The following is a 22,948-nucleotide window of genomic DNA, read 5'->3' on the forward strand; positions in this document are numbered from 1 at the left end:
AGTTGGAAGGCATCGCCGCAGCTCTCGCGCCCGAGCAGTTGGCCGGCTTCAGCCCGGAAGAACGCGCCGCCCGGGCGGAGCTCGCTGGCGATGCCCTCCGGCTCCTGGAGGACGCCGAGGTGGCGGTCGATTCCGGAGAACCGGTGGATGTCGTGGTGGCTCTGGTCAACGCGATCAACGAGCTCGCCGTCCGGCTGCGGGACCGGGTCCTGGACCAGGCCGTCGCATCCAGCCCTGCACCGGATCACTGGCCGAAGTGAGGCTCCGACCAGGCGACCGGCGGCTGGCTGTCGCCCACGGGGCGGGCGGATGGGATGCGCGAAGTGTGAACCTGGACGTCGCGATCCTCGACATCGATGACCTTGACGTTTCTACGAGGAGACTGGCGTGACAGCAGAACTCAATTCCACCCCCGACAAGAAGGTCCGTGTCACCGTCGATCTCCCACCCGCCGACCACCAGGCGCTCAAACGCTGGTGCAACACCGCGGCTCTCGACCTCGACCTCACCAGAGTTGCCCTCGCCCAGGTCCTGGGTGCCCTTGCCGCGGAACTGACCGCCGATCCTGCGGACCGCCTCGTAGGCCTCGACGACCGCCTCCGCGCTCGGCTCACGGGCGTGGACGATCCCGAGGTCGCCTTCACGACCGCGATCCCGAAGAGCCTCCAGCAGCAGCTCAAGCTCGCATCCGTGGTCCACAACACCACCATCAAGGCCGCCGTGACCGATGCAGTACGTATGTGGCTCGCCCAGCACCCACTGCGTCAACAGTCCGTCCTTGACGCTGCCCTGGAGCTCGCCGCGCGCGGTCTCGGAGACGACCTGGCGGGCGAGGGTGACACGCTGAAGCCGTGAGCGGCATCAGGCGCACGCAAGTCCGGACTTGCGGTGGTGGCTTGAGTTTTACGTGCCACGGGCTGTGAGTTCCCGCCATCGGCTGGCCAGCAGGCCGAAGAGAAGGGTGTCCGTCCACTCGCCGGTGTTGATGTTCCGGGTGAACTCGGGGCGCTGGCCCTCGAGCTGGAAGCCTGCGCGTTCCAAGAGGCGGGCCGAGGGACTGTTGCGGGTGTCGCAATCGGCGGAGACGCGGTGGAGCCCCTTGGTGAACAGGTACTCGAGGATGGCCTGCACGGCCTCGAGGGCGTATCCCCTGCGGTGGAGATCCGGCCTGAGGGTGATGCCCAGCTCGGCCTGCATTCGGTTGCCATGAAGGAGCACGCCGAGGTCACCGGCGAGGCTGTGGTCGGCCTTGAGGTCGATGGCGTACTGGAACCATCCGGGCTGTTCAGGGTCCTGTTTGCTGTACTTCCGGACCTGGTCCGTGGCGGCCTCGGGGGTGAGAGGGGAGGGCCACGCTTGGTAGCGGGCGATGTCCCGGTCATTGCGGTAGGCCGCGAGCGGAGCTGCGTCGGCGAGCTGGAATCGGCGCAGGATCAGGCGTTCAGTCTCGATCATCAGGGCAGCCTGGCACGGCACGATGGAGCGCTTACGGCTGTTTCCGGGATTCGAATGATCCTGCAGGCACGGCTATCAGGCCGACAAGCGAACCAGGAGGTTGGCTGCGGGTGCATCTTGCCTGTGCTCCCGCAACTCGGGATCATGATCTCCTGGTTAAGCCGACAGCAGGTCTAGGGGGCTCTCAGGGATGTCGACACCACCGCGCCGGGATCTGGGCACCCGGGCCGCCGATGTGCTCTCGTCACAGACCCTCAACGCTCTGATCGGCATCATCGGCCTCGCCGTGCCCGCTGTCGCGTGGGCGATGCAGCAGAAGAACCTGACGAACATCCTGCTGATCGTCGAGACGGTCCTGCTGCTCCTCATGATCGCGAACCACATGTGGTTACGGCGTATCTACATCCAACTGCGCCGCGCCAACGACCGGGACATGGCCGATGCGAAGTACTTCGCGCTGATCCGGGCGCAACTCGAGCAGGAGCTGATCGCCGACTTCGGCGAGATAGCCGACGGGCATCTGCAGGTCTACGCCTCCGAGGTGCCGCGGCTGTCGGTCATGCTGTTCCGCGTCTTGATCGCGTCCGGCTCCGAGCCCAAGCGTGTCCTGGCCGCCGACCTGACCACCAATCCCAATCTGCTCACGGCGCGCCGCGAGTACCTGACTGTGAACCGGCAGCTGATCGAGGCCGGCGGCAGCATCCAGCGCCTGTTCATCTGCTGGGCCGATGACCTGGCCAAGGAGGGCTTCGCCCGCTCACTGCTGGAGCTCATCGACCACCACCGGTCCCTGGGCGTGCAGTGCGCCCTGGCGGTGCGCGACCGGCTGCGAGCCGACCAGGCCATCGACTTCGTCGTCGTCTCCAACGCCGCTGTCCTGGTGGAGGAGGAGCAGGGGGATGCCGAGTACATCCGCGGCCGCTCGTCGGTGTACTTCAAGTCGGTGGAGCGGTGGGCGGGCCGGTTTGAGTCGACCTGGGGCCACGGCTCGACCTCCGCACCGTTCGCGCTGAGCACCTTCGAGGCCCGCGTCCGGCCCATGCTGGCGGGAGCGGGCTGGGATGAGGACGCTGTCCGGGCCACGATCGCCCAGCTGTGATTGCCGATCGCCCGCGCCCGCGCCTGTGCCTGTGCCTGCGGCGCGGGCGGACTGTGGCCGCCGCCTAGACTGGCCTGGTCAGGCTGGTCCCGGCTGGGAGGGCCGGTAGCGAACGACGGACGGACACGATGGCGCTCTCGATCACCAAGACACACGGCTCCCTGAACGACATCCTCGTCATCGACGGCGCCCCCACCGACCACTTCGCTGAGTCTGACATCGCCCGCGCCGTCGGGCTGATGTGCGATCGCCGCCGCGGACTCGGCGGCGACGGCGTGTACTTCGTCGCCGACCACGGCGACGGAACGGCGCAGGCCTGGTTCTACAACCCCGACGGCTCCGAGGCGCTGCTATGCGGCAACGGCATGCGCGGCGCCGGCCGCCTCCTGCTCGACCGCCACCAGGCCGAGAGTGTGGTGCTCCACACCGGCCCGTACGCCTTCACGGTGCGCGATGCCGGCACCACCTCGCACGGCGTGCGCCAGGTCGCCGTCGACCTGCCCGCCGTCGACTTCACCCCCGCCGACCCGATCGTGGCCCAGGCCGAGGGTTCCTTCGTCGACCAGCTCCTGCCAGCCTTTCACCCCTCCCGCCCCGTCACGGCGCTCGCGGTACCCAACTCGCACCTGGTCTGCGTGGTCGACACCTACGACGAGGCCGAGCTGGTGGCCACCGGCACCCGGGTGGCCACCACGCCGGACGTCTTCCCGATCGGCGCGAACGTCTCCTTCGTCCTGCCGCTCGCGCCCGCCGAGGTGTTCATCCGCACATTCGAGCGGGGCGCGGGCCTGACCCTGTCATGCGGCTCGGGCGTGGCTGCCTCCCGTGCAGTGCTCTCCTGCCTGGGACAGGTGGCCCCGGAACAGCCGGTGGTGATCCGCAACCCGGGCGGGATTGCCCGCAGCTGGCTGCAGCAGCATGGCGACGTCTGGCGGCCGGTCCTGGAAGGCAACGCCACCAAGGTCTACTCCGCGCAGATCGACCCGCAGGCGCTGCTCGGCGATGACCCCGTTGAGTATGCAGGTGAGGCCTATCTCGACGAAGTTAATGCATTCGCCGCTCTGAACAGCGAGAATCGCAAGGTACTGCAGGAAGCCGGGATCAGCCTGACCGACGTGTAGCCCCAGTGGCCCGCCCCGTATGCGGGCTTGTGCCGCGGCTGCGCCGGATCTGGCCGGGCCCCGGCACAAGGACCCGTGAAGGGGACGGTCTTGGTCACGTACCTGGGGATCATCGCCGCCGGTATGGCGGTGCGGCAGGCGGACCGCTGGTGGTTCAGCCCGCGCCGCGGCCGCCACCAGTTAGCGTCACTGCGCGACGTCATGGCGCTGCAGCGCGCCCGCGCAAACAACATAACCCCCGCTTTGCTGTTGGTCGGCCACTGGATCGAGCTCATCGGCTGGTGCCTGATCGCAGCCCATGGCGGCCCCGTCGGGTGGCTCGCCGGTGCAGCCGCCGGAGCGGTGAAGTTCCGCCACCTTCAGGAGGTAAGCCACTTCGCTGTGCATGGCGTCCTGACCCGCAGCCCGCGCGCGGCCATGATGCTCGCCGAGGCGGCCGTCCACATCCCGCTCGGCTTCGTGCCGGTCCCGGTCCGCCGACAGCGTCACGTCCGCGAGCACCACCCCAACGCCACCGTGATCGGAGCCGACCCCAACCTGCAGGAGCTGCACGACGCAGGCCTGCGCACCGGGGTCACCCGGACCCGCTTCGTGCTGGCCCTGGTCTTCCCGCTCACCCCGGCCGGCCTGGCCGCGACGCTGCGAGGCATCGCCGACAACCTGCGCACCAGTAGCGCGTGCTGGTGGCGCTTGGCCGGCTTCGCGGCCGTGCCTCTTGTCATCACCGCAGTCTTCGGCTGGCAGGCGGCGCTGTTTGTGTTCCTCCTGCCTCGCCTGCTGCTGTATCCGCAGCTGGCCTGGATGTCGCTGCTCGTCGAGCACCGCTGGTGGGACGCCGACACCGTCGAGGGGCCTCCGGCCTTGGTCGAAGCCGCCCGGTGCCTGCGCCTGTACCCCCGCAACCCGGTGCTCGCCCTGCTCGCCCGGGGCACTTGGCTGCCGTACGGCGACCTTTACCACTACGCCCACTCCGCCCACCCGGCGGTGCGCTGGAACTACCTGCCCGCCCTGGAGAGGGACATCCTCGGCATCCCCGCCTACACCCCGGACGCCCTGCTCCTCGGCGACAGTGCGGTTGCACGCCGGCACTTCAGGGCGCTGACCGGGATGCTCGCCTCCCCGCCCGGTCTGCAGAACGGGCGGCTGGGGCAGCGGGAGCGGCAGCCGGTGTCCTGAGCTGCTCCCCTTGGCGTCACGCTGCCCGCGCGACGATGTGCCCTTCGCAGCCTGGATGCGGAGGGCACATGCCTTTTATTGGGGAGCGGGGATGCCGATCTCGTAGGCGACTTCCCACCGCACGTCGGGCACGACGATGTCGGCGGTCTCCACGGCGCGGCCGCCGGTGTCGTAGTAGGTGCGCTCGATGATGAGGACCAAGTCGCCGAGGCTGATGCCGAGGACGTTGGCCTGGGCCTGGGTCGCGCGGGCGGGGCGGGGGACTTCGAGCGCGGTGTCGACGGTGATCCCGATGGAGCGCATCCGCTCGACGACGCCCTTGCCGGCCAGCGGCCCCATCTCGGGCAGCACGATGGGGGTCTCGCCGGTGATGGCCATCGGCTCCCAGCTGACCGAGGTCTGCACCGGCTGGCCGTCGGCCAGGTACTCGTAATGGGTACGCACGCACAGATCGCCCGGGGTGATGCCCAACCGCTGGGCGATGTGGTCCGGCGCGGGCGTACGGGCCTGCGAATGGGACTCCCACGTGCCGGCGGAGCCGAGCTCCGCCATATCCGCCCTGAACGGGGCGCCTCCGCGCTGTTCACCCTGGCGGGTGCGGACCATACGGCGGCGCTCGCGCGGCGTGCGGACATAAGTGCCGGACCCTGCGCGGCCCTCTAGCACCCCTTCGATGATCAGACGCTCTTGGGCCTTCTGCAGCACGTTGGCGCCGACACCGTAGGCGGCGGCCAACTGGGCGCGGCTGGGCAGCTTCTCGCCGACCTCCCACTCTCCGGCGGCGATGCGGCGGCGCAGGTCATCGGCGACGCGCAGGTACGGCGGCGACTCGAGACCCATGCGTGGACTCCGTACGGCTCTGCAGCGGGCGGGGCGCGGGAGCGAGGCATGCATCCCGATTGACAAGTTAATGCATCAGAAAGAAACTGATGCATTAGAACTACTTTGCGTAATTCTCGTGTGGGGGAAATCTGTGAGCTCGCCGCATACCCGGGCCACCGAGCTCGCCTCCCTACTCGCACACGCGCTCGCTACGACACCCCACCAGGACGTATCGGAGCACCGGATCCGCATCGAAGCCGAGGTGCCCGACGGGCTGGACGAGACGCTCCGCCGCACGATGCTCACATCGCTCAACTCCACCGCGGACCGCTTCGGACATGAGCTGAAGGACGGCAGATCGATCATCTGGGCCGAACTCGATCGAGAGAACCCGCAGTAATCAACTGAACCTTCCAAACAGACCCGCGATGGACTCCGAGAGCCCACGTCATCCCTCCCCGCCCCGGGGCGTACGTCCTGATCGGTCCTCCGCGTGTGGTCACCGGCGCGGACACCCAGGTAGCCGCACGACTGCTGGGGGCGAGTAATGACGCCAAGTCGACAGGAAACCCCTGGGAGTTGAGGGAGGATCAAGGAAAGGGACAGCTGATCAGAGGGCGAGCAGCAGCGGGGAGGAGTTCGTGACGCAGCCGCGGAAGGCGAAGTCGGGGAAGAAGCGCGGAGTACGCATCCCGGAGATCGAGGATGACCGGGGCGACCCCTACGGCCCGTCCGAGATCGACCGCCAGCCGCACCCGCGGTACGTGCCCCCGCTGAAGTGCGGCGGGTGCGGAAGCAGGGTGGGCGCCCGGCACGGCAACGCCGACGACCCTGATGGCCGCACCTCCCACTACTTCAAGATCGACCCGCACAAGCCGAACTGCAAGTACGACCTCGACCAGCGCGGCAAGCATCTGGTGGACTCCTCCCAGGGCACCGTGGTGCGCCGCCCCGGCCAGTGGCGGCTGATCTGCCCGCCGCTGGACCAACTGGGCACCGGCGGCAGCACGAAACAGCCGGCCACCCCGGCCCGGCCCGGTCGCGCGCGTGGTGGAGGAGGCCCGCGTCCCACCAGCAAGCAGACCGGACAGGCGATCGCCTCCGCCCGCCGCATCGTGCAGATCCTCAACGACTTCCGCCAGGACCCCGACGTCGCCGCCCAGTTCGCCGCCATCGCCCCGAACGGGCAGCGCAACATCCCCTGGAGCGAGTTCTGCCACGGTCGCGGCGACGTGGACGCACTCGCCCAGGCGCTCATCGACGGCACCGCCCCACCCATCCCGCATGCGGTGTGGGGACCAGCCAGTACCGTTGGTGCCGCCGGCCGCAACAACGACTCCTATGTCGTGATGTACATCGCCCGACAGCCCGTTCACATCGACGGCACCGCCGTGCGCCTGCGCGTCGCCCTGCGCAGCACCACGCCTGAATGGATCGGCGCCACCACCCGCTCGGGCCAGTTCCTCGGATACGGGCACTGGGAGTTGTTCCCCGCCGATCAGGCCCGGGCCCAGCGGCAGGGCTGGATCGAACTGCAACTCTGGGTGAAACAGCCCTGGCAGGTGGCCCGTTGGGACACCGATGGCACCACCGTGGACCTTCCTAAACCCCTGCCCGGCACTCGTCCACGCCGCCCTCCTCGCCGCCCGGTCGAACCACCCTCCATCGCGGCACCATCGGAGCAGACACCGCCGTCGGAACAGACCGGACAGCCAACACCACCAGCAGCCACCCCCACACGTCCCGGCGCCAGCGAGGCCGAGACCGCCCCTGCCGTACGACAGCCCCGACAGCCGAAATCGGAGGCCGCCGCGGCCAGTACAACCGGAGACGACGCGAACACCGCAGCCGCCGAGGAAACCGCCCTGGCCAGCACCGATCGCGAGCCAGCCGCGCCGCCTGCATCGCGAATCCCGCCGATGCCCGCGCAGCGACCGACCCTCGCAGACCGGATCCCACCGCAGCCGGCGCCGACCTGGCCACCCCTGCCGCCTTACCCGCCGCCCGACCCGGGCGAAGGCGGACGACGGGCGGCCCTGCGACGGTGGCTGAAGCGCGCACGCCGACCGTAGAGCCCGGCCCCGCACAGCCCCTCGGCGAAGACAGAACCGGACAGCGAGCCCAGATCAGGGGACAGGAGAAAAGAGTCCCCAACAGGATGCGCTGGCCGAGATACTTCGGGGATGCCGCAGACGGATCTCGAGGGCGCCCGGTCGGCGCTGCGCGCCCATACGCCCACCGCGCTGCTGGGATTGCGGGAAGGCCAGTGGCTGGACGCCAAGGGGGCCCCGTATGAGCTGCGCAACCCCACCTCGGTGGAAGAATTCGCCAAGGACGTCACCGCGTTCGCCAACGGCGGCGGAGGGCTCCTCATTCTCGGGATCACCACGCGACTGGAGCACGGTGAGGAGGTGCTCGATCGGATCGTTTCCGTCGACCGGTCGGCGGTCGATCTCGACCAGGTGCGCAAGCTGCTCCGCGAGCGCGTCACCCCGGCGCCGCGCGGCGTGACCGTCGGCTGGGCCGACGACGGACACTCCTGTGTGGTCTTCATCGACATCCCGCAGCAGGCGCCGGGCACGGTATTCGTTGTCGCCGCCCCAGCCGGCAAGCCGGGCCAGGTCCCTGCGCACACCGTTGCCGTCCCGGTGCGCGATGCGGACGGAACCCACTGGCTGCCCCGCACGGAGATCCAGCGCCTGCTGTCCATGGGGATCGCGGCGCTGGACATGCCCGGCCCCCAGGCCCTGACCGAGCTTGTCCGCCAGGCCGTCGCCGATGCGAATGCGCACACCTCCGTCCCGGAGCTGCGCGTGGGTCAGGGCCTTCCGGCACGCGAGCGGGAGCTGAGTGAGGCCTACGAGCAGCTGCGCCGCGTGGCGGACCTGGGCCGGCCGACCAGCGAGGCGTACGCCCAGGGCGCGGCCGTGGTGCAGCACTTCGCGGACACTGCGGAGTCCAGGCCCGGCTGGGTGCTGTGCCTGGTGGACCGTCAGCCGCCGCTCGCGCTGGCCGAGCCGGTCTGGCAGGCCGTGATGGACGCCGGCCGACGGGACGCGGCAGGCCAGGCGATCCCGGCGGTGGGCTATCCGGCCGTCGACGGTGAGCAACCCGCGGTGCTCGGCCCCGACACCGAGTCCGTGAATCTGGGCGGCGGCAGCTGGGGGCCGGGCCGCCTGGTCCGCTCCGGAAGTGGTCCGTGGCAGTGGGAGCCGCAGATCCGCCTCAGCCTCGACCAGACCGGCGCCGCCCGGAACTGGACGGCCAACCAGCCCGCTCCGCAACTGCGGTTGAGGGCCCTGGTGAACTGGCCCTGGGCCGACGCCGGGGATCTGGAGATCACCCCGCCACGCCGCCGCGAGCTGAGACAGGGCCTCCCGTTCAGCGCGCTCGCCGGCGCGGCAGCGCTCCTGTCGCGCCGCCGGGGCACCGAGCTTCTCGCCGCCCAGTGGCCGCCGGGGCCGCATCGAAACGCACGGGACGCCGCGAGCTACTCGAGCACCGTCACCGCCCCGGACGGCCGCCCAGCACTCACCGCCGCGGTCATGGCGGCCCTGCCCAGCCCCCTACAGGTGCACGTCGTGACGTGCGCCGAGGTGCTGCTTGAGGACGCCGCCGCGTGGAAAGCCGCCCTGCCCGCCGACGCCACGACGCGGCTGTCGCTGGAAGAGGCTCAGGCGCTGCTGCTCGCCGCATGGGAAACCGCAGCCGACCTCCTGCCTGCGGCAACCACCCAGGAACCGGACCACATGCAGTGGGCAGGAGCTCCCACAATCGAGCTGCGCCTGAGCGCCGAAGGACCCCACGGCCAGCCACGGTCCGACCTCGGCACGCTGATCGACCTCAGCCCGCTCGGTCCGACCGACCGCGGCGTGCTCCCCGAGATGGCGGTCACGATCACCGCTGTCCCATCCCTGGAACACAAGGACCGCCGGGCCCTGCTTCGCCGCGCCCTCGTCTACATGGCCCACAGCTTCGGCTTCGTGGAGGCCGACGAGGAGGTGTTGCTGTAAAGAGGCCGACGTCGCTGTCGCAGTCGGCACTGAGGCCCGACTGGGACGGCTTCACCCGGTCAGCCAGCCCACCCCAGATCCACGACCTCGATCCCGTCGAGGTACGCGCAACTGCACCCAGCACCGCGCGCCGAACCGCAACGCCGCGCTCCAGCCGCCCGGCGCCGGCCGCGAACCTGGCCGGACCAGGACTGCAGCGATCACAGCCCGGTCAACGCCGCTTCTACCCGGGCCGCCAGCTCCACTCGGTACATCCCGCACCCCCGTGCCCGTGATCAGCTTGGGAAGTACCGTACGGACCCGACGGCCAGGCCGCGGAAGCCTGTGGATGACTTCGCCAGCCCGGATGCCACGGCACCCGACGGCTCATAGCCTGAGGGTGCTCGGGGCTGTCGCGGAGGTATGGCCATGCCGAGCATCTGGACCGGCGCTATCTCGTTTGGCCTGGTCAGCATCCCTATCGGCGTGGTGAGCGCCACCGAAGACCACAGCGTGCACTTCCGCCGGATCCACCTGGCCGACATGGGCTTGGTCCGCAACCGCTACATCTGCGAGGCCGAAGACCGCGAAGTGACCTATGGCCAGATCGGCAAGGGCTACGAGCTCCCCGACGGACGTGTGATCCCTGTGACGGACGAGGAACTGCGCCGGATGCCGCTGCCGACGGCGCGTGCGATCGAACTCACCGGCTTCGTTTCGGCCGCCTCGATCGACCCGGTACGCATCAGCCAGGGCTACTACCTGCAGCCGCAAGGGCCCGTGGCCGCGAAGCCGTACGTCCTGCTACGCAAAGCCCTGGCACGCACCAGCAAGGTGGGCATCGCGCGGTTCGCATGGCATGACCGCGAACGGCTCGGACTGCTGCGCGTACGAGGCGACGCGATCGTCCTGCACGCAATGCTCTGGCCCGACGAGGTACGCGATCCATCCCAGGTGGCGCCGAAGGCGGTACAGCTGTCCGACGACGAGATCGCCGCAGCCGTACAACTGATCGACGCCATGACACGGGAGGAGCTTGACCAGGGGGAGTTCCGGGACCACTACACCGAGGCGGTGCGCGAGGTCATCGACGCCAAGCGCGAGGGCCAAGCACCTCCCGAAGCCCCTGCACCGCAGACGAGACCGGTCCAGGTGATGGACCTGATGCGCGCGCTGCAGGAGTCGGTGGCCAAGGCGAAGGCCTCCCGCGGTGAGACCGCCGCCGAACTGGCCGAACCGCTGCGGAAGAAGACCGCGGTCAAGAAGACAGCCAAGAAGGCCCCCGCGAGGAAGACCACGAAGGCGACCGGGCGGACGCCGCGCGGTGCCTGAGAGTCCTCCCGTAACTGAAAAGGCATCGGTGCCGTCCCACGGGGGAGGACGGCACCGATTCCGTGCGACCACCGCACGCGCCTCGGCGCGTCTGCGTCTGGTTCAGCAGGGAGTTGGACTCGAACGGATGGGCGCCGTACTCCGATCCGGCCAGGAGAGCCCGAGCCGCTGCTCAGCGAGGGCTCATCGTAAGCGCCTTCGCCAGAACCTCGCAGGTTGCTGTGCTCTGGCCTTCTTCCGCGCGTCGGCGCGGTGCGCAGCGTGACGCCAGGGCCGGTGCGCCACGACGAGCAGCGCTGCTGCTGCCGTGACGAGCGAGCCTGCCAGCGCTGCGTAGACGCCGCTGCCCGCTACCAGGACGGCGAGCGTGACGAGACTGGGGACGGCCAGATAGCCCACGACGCTGAGTGCCTTGAGGGCCCAGTCGCCCAGCAGACCGAGTGCTTCGGACCTGACTGCCTCGTTGTCCGCGGGAGCCGACCGCCGGGCACGCGAGTCCGTGATCATCCCCGCGCCCCCATCCGGCCAGATCCAGGCCGCCCGGCCGTCGGGCCATCCGAAGGGTCGGCCTTCCCCCTCTGTGAAGGAAGCCCCAGCCCGCAGTGCCGGCACCCGCCGGGCTGAGTACTGGCCCCGTGCTTCTTCGACGCGCGCCCCACCTTGCGTCGGACCAGCTCACCGAAGTGACCAGGGCTCTTCGCCTTTGCGTAGACGGCGGCCTCGTACCAGCCCGAGACCTCGTCGCCGAACGCTTTCGCCAGCACCGTGGCGGTCTGCTCCTCAGTGAAGCCGGCGAGCAGGACGTCGACGCATGGGTGATCGAGGTTCTCCCGCCGTACGTCGTCGCCAGCATGGACCAACGTGGCGGTGGTGCGGACGTCGGTTTCGCCCAGGTAGCCGATGTGGTGATGCTTCAGCTTGCGTTCGTGTAGGGGCTTGCTCCAGGCACGCAGCCGCTCGACCTCGCTGTTCAGCCGGGCCGCGAAGCGCTCGTTGTCATGGATTTCGTCGCCGTCCAGGATGACTTGCTGCACCCCGTCGAGGACGGCCTGCACGTTCTGGCTCCGCAACTTCCACTTCTTCGCGAATGGGCGGACCTTGCTCACGTCCTGGTGGTCGAACCAGGTCTTCAGAACGTCGTGAGCGTCCCGGTACGCCTCACAGGAGTTGACCGGGACTCCCCATAGGCCGAGCGCGAAGCCGATCTGCCCGTATACCTCCGAGGGGTGCACAAAGGCGATCTTGCGCTTCCGAGGAAGGGCGGTGATGAGGTCACGTCGCGTCAGACGGCCACAGCGGGAGACCATGTGCACAGCCTCGGCCGGGAGGCGTGATTCCAGGATGAACGGGACGCCGTCGTCGCCGTAGATCTCCTGGAGGCGAGCGCTGTCCTGGATGGTTACAAGGCGGGTCGCCAGGGAGTCGGGGCGAATGCCGATCATGCGGGCAATGGTGCGGTCTCCCCGTGAGGGACGACCGCACAGCCAGCGGGCCGTGCGGGTCCACGCGTTGGTGTTGTCCGCAGGGGCCGGGGTATCAGCGTTACGGATCATTACGAGCACCGCAGTGCGGAGCCTGGCCTGCTTAATGGAACCGATCATGACTGCACACTCCTTAGGGAAAACGAGGGTTCACCCCTCTAGGCCCTCGGATGGGCAGATCGGCACTAGATGCATGTGGAATCTTGTTTCGTCTCGCACGTCTACCGCTGCCACCCGGTTCCACGACGTCCTTGGCCGCTCCATCGCGGGGAGCGGGTGACGCCGCCACCGTGCGCCCCGGCACCGGCGCTGGTGTGGGACGAGCGGTACGGGTGGCACACGGCGACCAACCGCCGCCACCCGATGGGCAAGGACACCGGAACTGCTCCGGAAGGCGAGGGCATCCGCTACCTCAGTGCTGAACATCAGCCGGAGCCGGCGGACCTCCTCGCCGCGCTCGCCGATGGTCGCCGCGGGAGTCGGCGCCCCAACGCGGACCACCCGGTCGGTGACGACAAGCACGGCTGACCCGTCTCAGCGGAGAGTGCCGCGCGCCGAACGCGCGCCGAACGCGGGCAGTACGCAGGTGGCGGGCTCGGTGACGAAGCCGACCGTCGCACCGATGCCCCGCGGGGCGCAGGAGGTCACTGGGGCTCCGGCTTCTTCAGTGGCTCGGTTCGCAGCTCAGCAAGCCACTGGGACGGCAGAGCCTGATGGCTGTCGAAGATGGTAGCGAGTTCGTTTACGGACAGGGTCGGGATGTCGCGGGCGCGCGCCGTACGCCAGGCCCTGACCAGCCGGTCGTAAAGGTCGAGGACTTGGGGCGGGCGCACGAGGTAGGCGTGGTCCTCGGCGAGCATGCGTGCGGACGGCATTACTCCCGGCTTGGGAGATAGAAGGAGGCTGACCGAGTCGCTGGGCGCGGACTGCTTGCGCTCGGTCTCGGTGTAGCGCAGATGCCCTTGTGCCTGGCGCACGTTGTCGGCGCCGACCTGGCCGGTGGGCTGCGCCTCGCTCTTGGCTTCCCAAGTGACCCAGCGGGCGTCCTCGAAGACCCACACTGCGTCTGGGGCAGCAGGGTCTTCGTCGTCGTTGTTGCCGTAGCTGGCCGAGGCGCCGGCCAGTGTCCCGAGGGCGACGAGCCCGGCCTCGTACGACTTGTACGCCGTCCCGGCGAGTCCGCTGCGGGCCTGGGCGATGGCTTCCTCAAAGACCTCGGATGGCTGCAGGCCGTGGTGCGCTGCGACGATGCCGCGCATGGCGGCCTCATCCAGCGGATCGATGGCATCTTCGGCCGGCGCGCTGGCTCGGTCGCTGGGGGAGGCGAGGTGGGAGAGCCAGCTGGTGCCGGCGCTCTTGCGGCGGGCGTCGCGGTAGTAGCGGGCGCCGGCCGCGAGGTGGCTGTGGTCTCCGGTCTGCTGGGCGAGTCGGTGCGTGAGGCTGTAGCCGAGGTAGTTCCATAGCGCTGCGTAGCGCTGCGGCGTACGCTCGCCTTTGAGGCGGTCCAGCACGCGCTGAACGGCGGTGAGCGCCCAGTCCCACTGGCTGTTCCAGATGGCCTCCCAGGCGGTGACCTCGGGGTCGGCGGAGCGCTGCAATTCGACCGCGCTGGGTGCGACGGTGCGCGTGTACTCCTCGCGCGCGGCGACAATGTCGTCGTCGACTTCGGCCCAGTCGCGGTCGTGGGCGAGGAAGACATCGAGGTTGTCGAGCATCTCGGCGGATGGGGTCCTGAGGCTGTTGCGGCGGCCGAACTCGACCTCGGCGTGCACCTCAGGGTGCATGGCGGACTGCACATCCTGCCCGGACAGGTAGGAGGTCAGGGGCTGGCCGAGGACGACGACGGCGGCGTAGTCGCGTGTGTTGCGGGTGGCGCGGCCCGAGCCCTGCACGATGCGGGCACGGATGCGCTCCTGTAGTACTTCGACGGCGCCGAGGGACTCATGGAGGAAGCGCTCTTGCAGGTCGCCGCGGGCAGGGAGACCTGCAAGCACGACTAGTCGGCAGTCGTCGCCCGGCAGGTCGATTCCGTCGTAGCGGTTGGTCAGCACCAGGGCTGCAGGCGTCTGGGAGGTGAAGGCCGCGAGATCGTTCTCGACATCTCCGGCCTCAAGGACGGGGCATCCCTGGGGGAGCGCGTGCTGGACGAAATCATCTGCCGCACGGCGATCGGGGGTCAGCACGACCACTCGGCCAGCTTTGGCGATGATCCCGGACACGAACGCGGGCACCTGCGCGGGGTCGGCGGAAAGGTCGGAGGTCAGCTCGGGGAAGAGGAAGAACCGGCGGCCGGTGCCCTGCTTCTCCCATCCCTCCGGCACTGGGATGCGCTTGATCTTCTTGCGGCCGAAAGAGCGCTCGAGTTCTCCGCCGTCTCCCAGGGTGGCGCTCATGTAGATGCGGCGCGCGGGGCTGCTGAAGGCCGAGTGCTGCATCGTCGGCGGGATCAGCGGACGGATCAGGATCTGCCGGTACGAAACGTAGACCAGGCACCGGTCCAGACGGCCCTGGAGCAGGGGCCAGACGTGGTGCGCCTCCTTGGTCAGCTTGTTGGCGCCGTCAGCCGCGCTGATGGCCGCCTCGAGCTGAGCTGCTTGGGCTGCGACCCCGATCGGGGATGCGAGATAGATGTACGAGCCGTGAGAGCGGTCGGATCCCGCCGCCCGCAACTTGGGGTAGACCAGCGGATCCAGGGCTGGCTCGAGTACAGAGAGGACGTCGAGGTAGGCGCTCTCCTCATCGTCCCGGGAGATAGTGAGACTCCACGGACTGGCGACGTAGCCCTCGGCGGCGTGTGCATCGTCCAGCACCAGCATGTCGGCGTTGTTGAGCGCGGGGTTGGAATTGAAGACGTGGCTGTAGACGCTGACCGCGATCGCCTCGCCAGCCTCATACTGGGCACGGTGCGCCGGATTCCATGTGGACACGCGGTTGACCAGCAGTACATTCGGGATGCCGTACTCGTCGAACTTTTCCGCAGTCTGCCGCGCCAGTTGCTTCGTGGGGCACAGGTAGGCGATGCGCTCGTTGTCCTTGCGTCGCCGGAACTCCCCAATGAGCCCGCCGACCAGGGTCTTGCCCGCACCCGTGGGCAACTCAATGGCCACATCCGGCTCGTCCGGCATGTTGTGGTGCCACTCCCGCAGCACATCCTGCTGATGGCCCCAGACGGCCTCTGGCCCCCTGTTGTTGAGAGCCAAGAGCCGGTAGAGCTGCACCGGGTCGTCCGGCATGCCCACATCAGCTGATCTGCGCTTGAACGCCATAATCGTCTCTCTACCTCAGGCCGGGCCTGCCGCCCGGCCGAATCCCCACCCCTGACACTGAGTCAACATCAGGCTACTGGCTGATCCCGCTCGCGTGTCCTCTCTTCCGAGGCGCACCCCGTCCCGCGAGGGTGGACCGGGACGGTCTGGCGGCGCATCGGGGGCGACGCGCCGCCAGTAGATCCCACAACGGCGGGAAGGCGACATATCACTCGGGGCGCTCAACCGGTACGGTCAGCGCATGTCTATGGGGGAACACGACTCAGATAGGCCATCGCGCACGGGAGTTGGAGTGTCCGGTGTCGGACTGCCGGCACAAGGGGGCCCGCGCGCGACCGAGTTCCAGCTGGAAGTCGGAGAGCGGAAGATCCTTCAGTTCGCGCGGAAACCGCAGATCGCCGCGGTGGCCGAACTGGTGTGGAATGCTCTTGATGCAGACGCGAGCCACGTCGAGGTCGAACTGCGTCGCACAAGCATGGAGGCCATTTCCGAGATCGTGGTCAGGGACGACGGTTACGGCATTACCCCGGAACGGGCCCGGAGTGCCTTCCGTGACTTCGGTACCACCTGGAAGGCTGGTCAGACACACACCAGGGGCGGCCGCAAGCGGATCTTGCACGGCCGCATGGGCGAAGGGCGCCTGTTCTCCTTTGCTCTGGGCGACCAGCTCATGTGGGAGTCCGTGTCTGCGGTCAGCGGACCCTCCACGGCCGTCCGTATTACGGGCAGCGTCCAGCACGCGACCGTCTGGAAGGTCGAAGAGATCACACCCACCGCTACTCCGGGCACGACGGTGCGCATCTCGGTTCCCCAGGGCAAGAGCCTGCGAGCGCTCGAGAGCGATGAAGCGGCCACCAACCTCACCGCGAAGCTCGCGTTCTACCTCAGGGCCTACCCCGACGTCTGCGTGACCTTCGACGGGAAGCGGCTGGACCCCAACGACATCATGGTCGGGGAGCCCGTCGACCTGCCCCTGGAGCTTTCAGAGGAATACTCCCAGGACGATCCTGCCCCGGTCGTGACGTTCGTGGAGTGGAACCAGCGGACGAGCGAGCGCAAGATGCTCATCTGCAACACGGACGGTATCGCTCTGTATGAGCAGGGCGGCGACTGGGCCGACGGCATCGTCAGCTTCACGCCCTACCTGCGGTCCAACCGGTTCAATGACCTGTCGGTCGATGACCTGCACCTGCTGCCCATGACCCACCGCGAACTTCTCGACGCCGCCGACAAGGCCGTCCGGAAGCACCTGGCACTCCGGGGCGCCGAGATCTCCGCAGCAGTCATCCAGCAACTCAAGGACGAGGGGATCTACCCGTACACGAATCACCCCGCCAGCCCCACACAGACCGTCGAGCGCCGGACGTTCGACGTCGTGGTCACCGTCGCGCGCAACGCCCTCCCCGACAAAGGCGCAGCTCGACGGCTCTCAGTCGACCTCATCCATACCGCGCTGGAAAGCAGTCCGAACGACCTTCACGCCATCCTCGACAAAGTCCTGGCCCTCAGCGATGAGGACCGAGGTCACCTATCCCGGCTTCTGGCCAGGACCGACCTGACCGATGTCATCGGCGCCGCCACCACAGTCACGAACCGCATGGACTTCATCGGCGCGCTGCGCAAGATCTTCGCCGACGACCTGCTGCGCAAGGAGCTGCGCGAAGTCGATCAGCTTCATCCGATGATCGCCCGGAATCTCTGGCTCTTCGGCGAGGAATGGACCATCGCCCGCACCGAGGTTGGCTTGACCAACGTGCTCAAGGCCCACTTGGGGCTCCTGGGCGACGATGTCGTGTTGGAGAACCAGCTCGACGCTGTCCAGCGCCAGGACGGCCGAAGCGGCCGCGTCGACATCCTGCTCTTCCGAGGAATCGGCGATGACCGGTCCACCGAGCGGATCGTCATCGAGCTCAAGCGGCCGACTGTCCGTGTCGGTGAGGAAGAACTGCGGCAGATCAAGTCCTACGCCAGGGCCATTGTCGAGAATCCGCAATACCGCGGCGTGGACTGCAAATGGCGCTTCTATCTGGTCACGTATGAGTACGCGCCGGAAATCCGGCGCGACATCCATCAGAAGGGCAAGCCTCCTGGTCTCTACGACGACCAGGAGGAGTACGAGGTCTGGGTCAAGAGCTGGGGTGAGATCTTGCACGCCGCCGAGAAGAAGCTGTCGTTCTTTCAACGCCAGTTGAACTACGAGGCAACTGACGACCGGGTCACCCAGCACCTGCGCGAAAGCTACGCCCACTTCATCCCGGACTCTCTCACCGGAGCCGCCTCGGAAGATCCGGAGGCACCTGCGGGCTGACCAGCAGCGTCGGCACTGAGCAGCAGCCGGATCCCACCGACCTCATCGCCACGCTCTCCGACGGCCGCCGAGCCAGCCAGCACCCCATGACGGTTCACACCATCGGTGACGAGCAGCACGCCTGGCCCAACGCACAGGATCGGAGCAGGTCGAAGGCGCTCCTTGGGGTGTTAAGCCGAGGGCATGCCGTTTTCCAGGTAGAGGGTGGTGTGGTGGGCGCGGGCCTGGGCGCTGTGTTGGATGCGGCTGGCGAGGAGGGGGATGAGGCGGTCGGCGATCTGGTGGAGGGGGACGAATTCGTATGCGCGGAGCTCTTCGGGTTGGAGTTGGATGGTGGCGAGTTGCTCGGCAGTGAGATGCCCGCCGTCGTAGATGAAGACTAGGCCTTCGCTGCGGTCGGGCCGGGGCGGTGTCCAGTCGACGACGAGCAGGCGGCCGGGCGGTAGGTCGAGGCCGAGTTCCTCTTTGATTTCGCGGTGCGCGCCTGCACGGGGGGATTCGTCGGCTTCGACAGCTCCTCCTGGGATCTCCCAGGGCGTTTTGTAGACGGGGTCGACGAGCATGACGCGGTCATGGTCGTCGACGAAGAGAACGCCGGCGGCGACGCGCTTGCGAGGTAGGGCTCGGTCGTAGTCGCTGTTCGGGCTGGCCACATAGTGAGGCTAGCAACCGGTGCGGCTTAGAAGGGTGTTGGGCTGTGGGCCGACGCCCGACCGCGGATGCGGGTGGCATGGGCGCCGGCCATCGAAGGCCCGAGCCGACGGAAGACCGCTGGCCAGGAGAGGCCAGGATAGCGCGCGAACCACCGGAAATGATAGAGACATGGTTAGAGTTTTCTCCTTGACTGCTTGTCGTAGGTCGCACAGAGAAGGGACGGGGGATGATCCGGGCCGGGCGCTTGGGGCTGGTGCAGACGGTGGCTGACCTGGCGGTGGTGCTCGGGGTGTCGGTCAAGACGCTGCGGAACACGCAGCCGTACGCCGCACCCGGATTTCCCGAGCCGGTGAGCTCACCACAGGCGCAAAAGCTGCTATGGGACGAAGAACAGACGGCGGCGTACTTTGCTGGCCGCGAGGTGCCGGCCCTACCGACAGGCACATCCGATGATGACCTTCTGGACCGCCATGAGGCCGCGGCCGAGTGCGGAGTGGGGGCGGCGACATGGAACTCCTACAAGAACGATCCTCAGGTGGCTGAGCACCTGGTGATGGTGTCGGGGGTGGAACACTGGCCCCGCCAGGCCGTGCGCACGTACCGAGAGGCGCGTCCGGGCCGGGGTTCAGCGCGGACGGGAGGCCGGCCGAAGGGCAGCGGGGACCGGGTGCCCAGGGAGCAACTGCAGCAGCACACCGCCCGGTTGCTGGATGCCGATCCGGCCGTCACCGCGGCGGCCGTGATGGAGGAACTCGGCGTCGCCATGACGACAGCGACGGCCGCTCTGGCGGCGCTGCGGGGCCAGCGGATCGCCGACCTCCTCGAGGCGCAGCCGCAGATGTCCGCCCAGCAGGCGGCCGAGCACCTGGGCTACCCGCCCATCACCTACCGCCGCGCGCTGGCTGCAGCCCGCTCAGAGCAACGCATCCGAGGGGAGCGCCCCTACATCCGGGGCGTGGCGCATGCGTTGGTCGCGGCCGGACTGGCGGAGCCCGGGGAACCGGATGTGGTGGAGCTGGCCAGTGGCGCTCTCGCCGCCGTGGTCCGCCTGGAACCGGGCCAGGGAGCAGCAGCGGTGGTCTGGGACGAGCGTTTCGGGTGGCGTACATCGCGAAGTCGGCGCCACCCGCTCGGCAAGGACACCGGGGCGCGCCCGGAAGGAGAAGGAATCCGGTACCTCACCGGCCAGGCGCGCCCGGCGCCATCTGCCGTCGTGAACGCACTGCGCGGCTGAGAGGCCCAAGCCCTCGCTGCCGAGGTCGCAGCATGCGGTCTTCCGCGCCTTGCTGCCCCCACCACGGGCCGCGATGCCTTCGACAGCGGGCGCGTCTCTCCCAGCGGGGCCCGTGCCGGGCGCAGCAAGGCGCGGAAGACCGCATGCCAAGGTGCGGCCACGTGGGGCGCAATGCCCTTCTTCTCAGCCCGGGGCGGGGCGTGGCGCCGCCCGTGCCGCCGGGGGTGTTCCGGTCCGCTGCGCTCCCCGGAACACCCGGGGGCCGCTCCGCTGCGCTCCCCGGCCCCCGGTGGCCCGAGGTCCGCTGCGCTCCCCTCGGGCCACGCACGCGCACCCGGGCCTCCGCTCCGCTGCGGCCCGGGGCGAGCGCTCCGCGCTCTTGCGCGCTGCGGGATGGGGCAGCCGGGAGCGGTGCGCTCCGCGCCCCGTTCCCTCGCTCCGCGCTGCCGCATCCCTTGCCTCTGACGCTCCGCGCCAGAGGTGCGGCGGCACGGCCGGCGCCATGCCCCGCCCCGGGCTGACCAACCCCCTTCTGAGCTGGGAAAACGGGTCAACTGAGTGGCCTGAAACCGCTGTTCGCGGGATAAAGAGAGAGTTATAGTTTTCTTGTTGGTCGGGGTGGCAACCGGCCAGCGATCGAAGGCCCGAAGAAGGGGATCACGTGAACAAGCCCAACACCCGCATCAAGACTGGCGACTCGACCCAGCTCGAAGCCGCCGGACTCCTCCAGATCGGCACCGGTTGCCAGATCAGCCCGCTCGCTCGGTTCGAGCCGCAGGACGAGACCGGCCAGCTCCGCCCGATCACCATCGCCGACAACGTCCGCATCGGCGCCGGGGCCGTCATCCACGGCGGCGCCCGCATCGCCACAGGCGTGCGCGTTGAGGACCACGTCACCATTGGCCAGCCGGAACTCGGCTACGCCGTCGGCCGCACCTACACCGGCACCGGCGCCCCCACCGTCCTTGCGGAGGGCACCGTGCTGCGGTCCGGCGCCATCGTCTACGCCGGGGTAACCATCGGCGCCGACACCAACATCGGTCACCGGACGCTGATCCGCAGTCACACCACCATCGGCGAGCACTGCAACATCGGCCATGGACTGGTCATCGAACGCGCCTGCGCCATCGGCAACTGGGTCCGCTGCTCGCCCCTGTCCCACATCACCTCGGCCGTCGTCGCCGAAGACCGGGTGTTCCTCGGTGCGGGCATCCGCACCATCAACGACAAGCACCTGATCTGGAACGACACCGAGGGCCGGGAACCGGACCTGATCCCGCCCCGGTTCGAGACCGGCGCCAAGGTAGGCACCGGTTCGACCGTCCTCGGAGGCGTCACTATCGGCGCCCGCGCGCTAATCGGCGCCGGATCGGTCGTCACTCGGGACATCCCCGCCGGGGCCGTCGCCTACGGCAGCCCCGCCCGCGTCCGCAGCACCGCCAACGGGGGAGCACAGTGAACCAGACACCCGCATTCACGGGCTGGATCGAGCCGCAAGCCGCCGCAGCCTGGCCCTTCCTGACCCCCCAGAACCTGGAAGGCCTGCGCCGCCTGGAAACGGCCCTCACCCAGGGGCTCAGCACGCACCCCACCCCCGCACAGCGCTTCCTCGCGGTCCGGCGGGAACTGGCCCCCTACACGCCCGCCCGGACGGGCGGACCCGCCACCGTGGAAGCCGTGATGGCACTCGCCGGATTCATCTGCGGATGGCACGACCTGAACCTTCGAGACACCGTGGGCCCCGGCCACGGCCGCATGATCCTGCACCATGCCGCCCCGGCACTGCGCGCCACATGGGCGAAGCGTCTGGGCAGCGGGGATCTTGTAGGGATCGCAGCGACCGAGCGACACGGCGGCAGCCGCCTGACCGAGATCACCACGCGCCTTTTCCCGGACAACAACGGGTGGCGTCTCAGCGGTGAGAAATGCTGGGTGTCGCGCCTGGAGGAGGCAGCCGCTTTCGTAGTGTTCGCCAAGGACCCCAGCGACCGAATCCAAGCGGCCGTTGTCCCAGCGGACGCCGAAGGTGTCACCCGATATCCCGAAACACCTTCGGGGTTGGGCGGGTGGGCGTGGGGCACTCTTGCACTGACCGACGTGAGCGTGTCATCTGACAGCATCCTCACCACCCCCGGCGGGGATGGTGAACAGATATTCCGCACGCACTTCGCGGCGTTCCGCCCTCTGGTGGCCTCCATCGCTCTCGGCACGGCCGCAGGTGTGCACTCCCGAGTGCGTAGCACCTTGCACGCCCGCACCGCTACGCGGTTGTTGCCCCGCGTACGAGACACCGCACTCGTCACCCTGGGCCGTACGCAAGGAGAGATCCATGCAGGGCTTTTGGCGGCCATCACAGCCGCGCGGCTCACGGCCCAGCACAACCCCCAGGCGGACATGTGGGCACGGAGCATCAAGGTCCACGGAGTGGAGACCGCACACCGGGCCGTGCAGGACCTTGCCCCCCTCGTCGGGGCGAGCGGCTTCCGGGCAGATTCGCCGATCAGCAGAGCCCGCACGGATCTCGGCGGGCTGCTGTACGCCGACGGCATCCATGACGCCCTGCTCCGCTCAGTCGGTCGTACGCTCCTGAGTACGTAGTAGAGCACCCTGGGGAGCTGAATATGTATCAGCTCCCCAGGGATACACCCATTCCTCTGATATCCGAGTTGCAATTTTAAATTCCGGCGTGAAATAGTGGGGTTGTTCAATTCAAGAGAGGGGCAGCGGAGTTCACCGGAAACAGGGCGGATGAAATTGGGCTCGGGACTGGGAATAGGGAATTGAAGGGAGGTCAGTTATGAAGGTGCGTCAGTTCCTCATCGGTTCCTTTCGAGCCGGTCCAGCCCCTACCCACCACCTCGCCGCGCTTTTCAGGAATTCGCGGAGCGAATTTCCTGCGGTGAATTGCGGAGCAATTCACATGCACCGTTACGGAGTGACGGTGCATCAACTTCCTTGCGGAGCAAGGGAGTTGCCGTTGCGTAGCGACGGCGCGTCGTGTCTGCGTA

At 68.5% G+C, this 22,948-nt stretch carries 20 protein-coding genes; 14 read left to right on the plus strand and 6 right to left on the minus strand.

Annotated features, from left to right (window positions below; all coding sequences use genetic code 11):
- Window positions 1-2: 2 nt before the first annotated feature.
- Together PBV52_RS51255 and PBV52_RS51260 are read left to right on the plus strand one after the other, a co-directional pair.
- Window positions 3-260 (plus strand): hypothetical protein, encoded by a 258-nt coding sequence (locus PBV52_RS51255; RefSeq protein ID WP_274250153.1) that lies wholly within the window; start codon window positions 3-5, stop codon window positions 258-260.
- 127 nt (window positions 261-387) lie between these two features.
- Window positions 388-855 (plus strand): hypothetical protein, encoded by a 468-nt coding sequence (locus PBV52_RS51260; protein WP_274250156.1) that lies wholly within the window; start codon window positions 388-390, stop codon window positions 853-855.
- 48 nt (window positions 856-903) lie between these two features.
- Here the strand turns inward: PBV52_RS51260 and PBV52_RS51265 are convergent, their stop codons facing one another.
- Window positions 904-1,455 carry a GNAT family N-acetyltransferase gene (locus tag PBV52_RS51265; protein ID WP_274250157.1) on the minus strand — a complete coding sequence of 184 codons (552 nt, stop codon included), beginning with the start codon at window positions 1,453-1,455 and terminating at the stop codon, window positions 904-906.
- Between the two features lie 190 nt (window positions 1,456-1,645).
- Between PBV52_RS51265 and PBV52_RS51270 the strand changes: the two genes are divergently transcribed.
- From PBV52_RS51270 to PBV52_RS51280, 3 genes are all read left to right on the plus strand, one after another.
- On the plus strand, window positions 1,646-2,554 hold the full coding sequence (locus tag PBV52_RS51270; RefSeq protein WP_274250158.1) for a hypothetical protein: 909 nt from the start codon (window positions 1,646-1,648) through the stop codon (window positions 2,552-2,554).
- Between the two features lie 128 nt (window positions 2,555-2,682).
- Window positions 2,683-3,675 carry a diaminopimelate epimerase gene (dapF, locus tag PBV52_RS51275; protein ID WP_274250159.1) on the plus strand — a complete coding sequence of 331 codons (993 nt, stop codon included), beginning with the start codon at window positions 2,683-2,685 and terminating at the stop codon, window positions 3,673-3,675.
- Window positions 3,676-3,765: 90 nt separating this feature from the next.
- On the plus strand, window positions 3,766-4,851 hold the full coding sequence (locus PBV52_RS51280; RefSeq protein WP_274250162.1) for a fatty acid desaturase: 1,086 nt from the start codon (window positions 3,766-3,768) through the stop codon (window positions 4,849-4,851).
- A gap of 75 nt (window positions 4,852-4,926) precedes the next feature.
- On the opposite strand, the gene PBV52_RS51285 is transcribed toward PBV52_RS51280, so the two are convergent.
- Window positions 4,927-5,691, minus strand: coding sequence for a GntR family transcriptional regulator (locus PBV52_RS51285; RefSeq protein WP_274250163.1), 765 nt, complete (start codon window positions 5,689-5,691; stop codon window positions 4,927-4,929).
- 133 nt (window positions 5,692-5,824) lie between these two features.
- On the opposite strand from PBV52_RS51285, the gene PBV52_RS51290 reads away from it, so the two are divergent.
- The 4 genes from PBV52_RS51290 to PBV52_RS51305 all read left to right on the plus strand — a co-directional run bounded on the left by PBV52_RS51290 (window position 5,825) and on the right by PBV52_RS51305 (window position 10,997).
- A complete protein-coding gene (locus PBV52_RS51290) occupies window positions 5,825-6,073 on the plus strand; it encodes a hypothetical protein (RefSeq protein WP_274250164.1) in 249 nt (82 codons plus the stop codon).
- A 241-nt stretch (window positions 6,074-6,314) separates the two neighbouring features.
- Entirely contained in the window at window positions 6,315-7,745 is a 1,431-nt protein-coding gene (locus PBV52_RS51295) for a hypothetical protein (protein WP_274250166.1), read from the plus strand.
- Window positions 7,746-7,856: 111 nt separating this feature from the next.
- Entirely contained in the window at window positions 7,857-9,686 is a 1,830-nt protein-coding gene (locus PBV52_RS51300; RefSeq protein WP_274250167.1) for a hypothetical protein, read from the plus strand.
- Window positions 9,687-10,094: 408 nt separating this feature from the next.
- The gene (locus PBV52_RS51305) at window positions 10,095-10,997 is read left to right on the plus strand and encodes a Ku protein (protein WP_274250168.1); all 903 of its coding nucleotides are present in this window, start codon (window positions 10,095-10,097) and stop codon (window positions 10,995-10,997) included.
- A 183-nt stretch (window positions 10,998-11,180) separates the two neighbouring features.
- Here PBV52_RS51305 and PBV52_RS51310 read toward each other — a convergent pair whose 3' ends face one another.
- Window positions 11,181-11,504, minus strand: a complete 324-nt coding sequence (locus PBV52_RS51310; protein ID WP_274250170.1) for a hypothetical protein — start codon at window positions 11,502-11,504, stop codon at window positions 11,181-11,183.
- The gene (locus PBV52_RS51315) at window positions 11,501-12,439 is read right to left on the minus strand and encodes a hypothetical protein (protein WP_274250171.1); all 939 of its coding nucleotides are present in this window, start codon (window positions 12,437-12,439) and stop codon (window positions 11,501-11,503) included. Before PBV52_RS51315 ends, PBV52_RS51310 begins: the two co-directional genes overlap by 4 nt.
- Window positions 12,440-12,754: 315 nt before the next feature.
- Here PBV52_RS51315 and PBV52_RS51320 point away from each other — a divergent pair, with 315 nt between their 5' ends.
- On the plus strand, window positions 12,755-13,006 hold the full coding sequence (locus PBV52_RS51320) for a hypothetical protein (RefSeq protein ID WP_274250172.1): 252 nt from the start codon (window positions 12,755-12,757) through the stop codon (window positions 13,004-13,006).
- 116 nt (window positions 13,007-13,122) lie between these two features.
- Here the strand turns inward: PBV52_RS51320 and PBV52_RS51325 are convergent, their stop codons facing one another.
- A complete protein-coding gene (locus PBV52_RS51325) occupies window positions 13,123-15,744 on the minus strand; it encodes a DEAD/DEAH box helicase (protein WP_274250173.1) in 2,622 nt (873 codons plus the stop codon).
- Between the two features lie 292 nt (window positions 15,745-16,036).
- On the opposite strand from PBV52_RS51325, the gene PBV52_RS51330 reads away from it, so the two are divergent.
- Complete coding sequence (locus PBV52_RS51330) at window positions 16,037-18,052, plus strand: ATP-binding protein (RefSeq protein ID WP_274250175.1); 2,016 nt, start codon at window positions 16,037-16,039, stop codon at window positions 18,050-18,052.
- 170 nt (window positions 18,053-18,222) lie between these two features.
- Here PBV52_RS51330 and PBV52_RS51335 read toward each other — a convergent pair whose 3' ends face one another.
- Window positions 18,223-18,705 (minus strand): NUDIX hydrolase, encoded by a 483-nt coding sequence (locus tag PBV52_RS51335; RefSeq protein WP_274250177.1) that lies wholly within the window; start codon window positions 18,703-18,705, stop codon window positions 18,223-18,225.
- Window positions 18,706-18,932: 227 nt separating this feature from the next.
- Between PBV52_RS51335 and PBV52_RS51340 the strand changes: the two genes are divergently transcribed.
- The 3 genes from PBV52_RS51340 to PBV52_RS51350 all read left to right on the plus strand — a co-directional run bounded on the left by PBV52_RS51340 (window position 18,933) and on the right by PBV52_RS51350 (window position 22,538).
- Entirely contained in the window at window positions 18,933-19,940 is a 1,008-nt protein-coding gene (locus PBV52_RS51340; RefSeq protein WP_274250178.1) for a DUF6292 family protein, read from the plus strand.
- 661 nt (window positions 19,941-20,601) lie between these two features.
- On the plus strand, window positions 20,602-21,399 hold the full coding sequence (locus PBV52_RS51345) for an acyltransferase (RefSeq protein WP_274250179.1): 798 nt from the start codon (window positions 20,602-20,604) through the stop codon (window positions 21,397-21,399).
- The gene (locus PBV52_RS51350; protein ID WP_274250181.1) at window positions 21,396-22,538 is read left to right on the plus strand and encodes an acyl-CoA dehydrogenase; all 1,143 of its coding nucleotides are present in this window, start codon (window positions 21,396-21,398) and stop codon (window positions 22,536-22,538) included. Before PBV52_RS51345 ends, PBV52_RS51350 begins: the two co-directional genes overlap by 4 nt.
- Window positions 22,539-22,948: the final 410 nt, after the last annotated feature.

It is taken from the genome of Streptomyces sp. T12 (genome assembly GCF_028736035.1).
Taxonomy (GTDB): Bacteria; Actinomycetota; Actinomycetes; order Streptomycetales; family Streptomycetaceae; genus Streptomyces.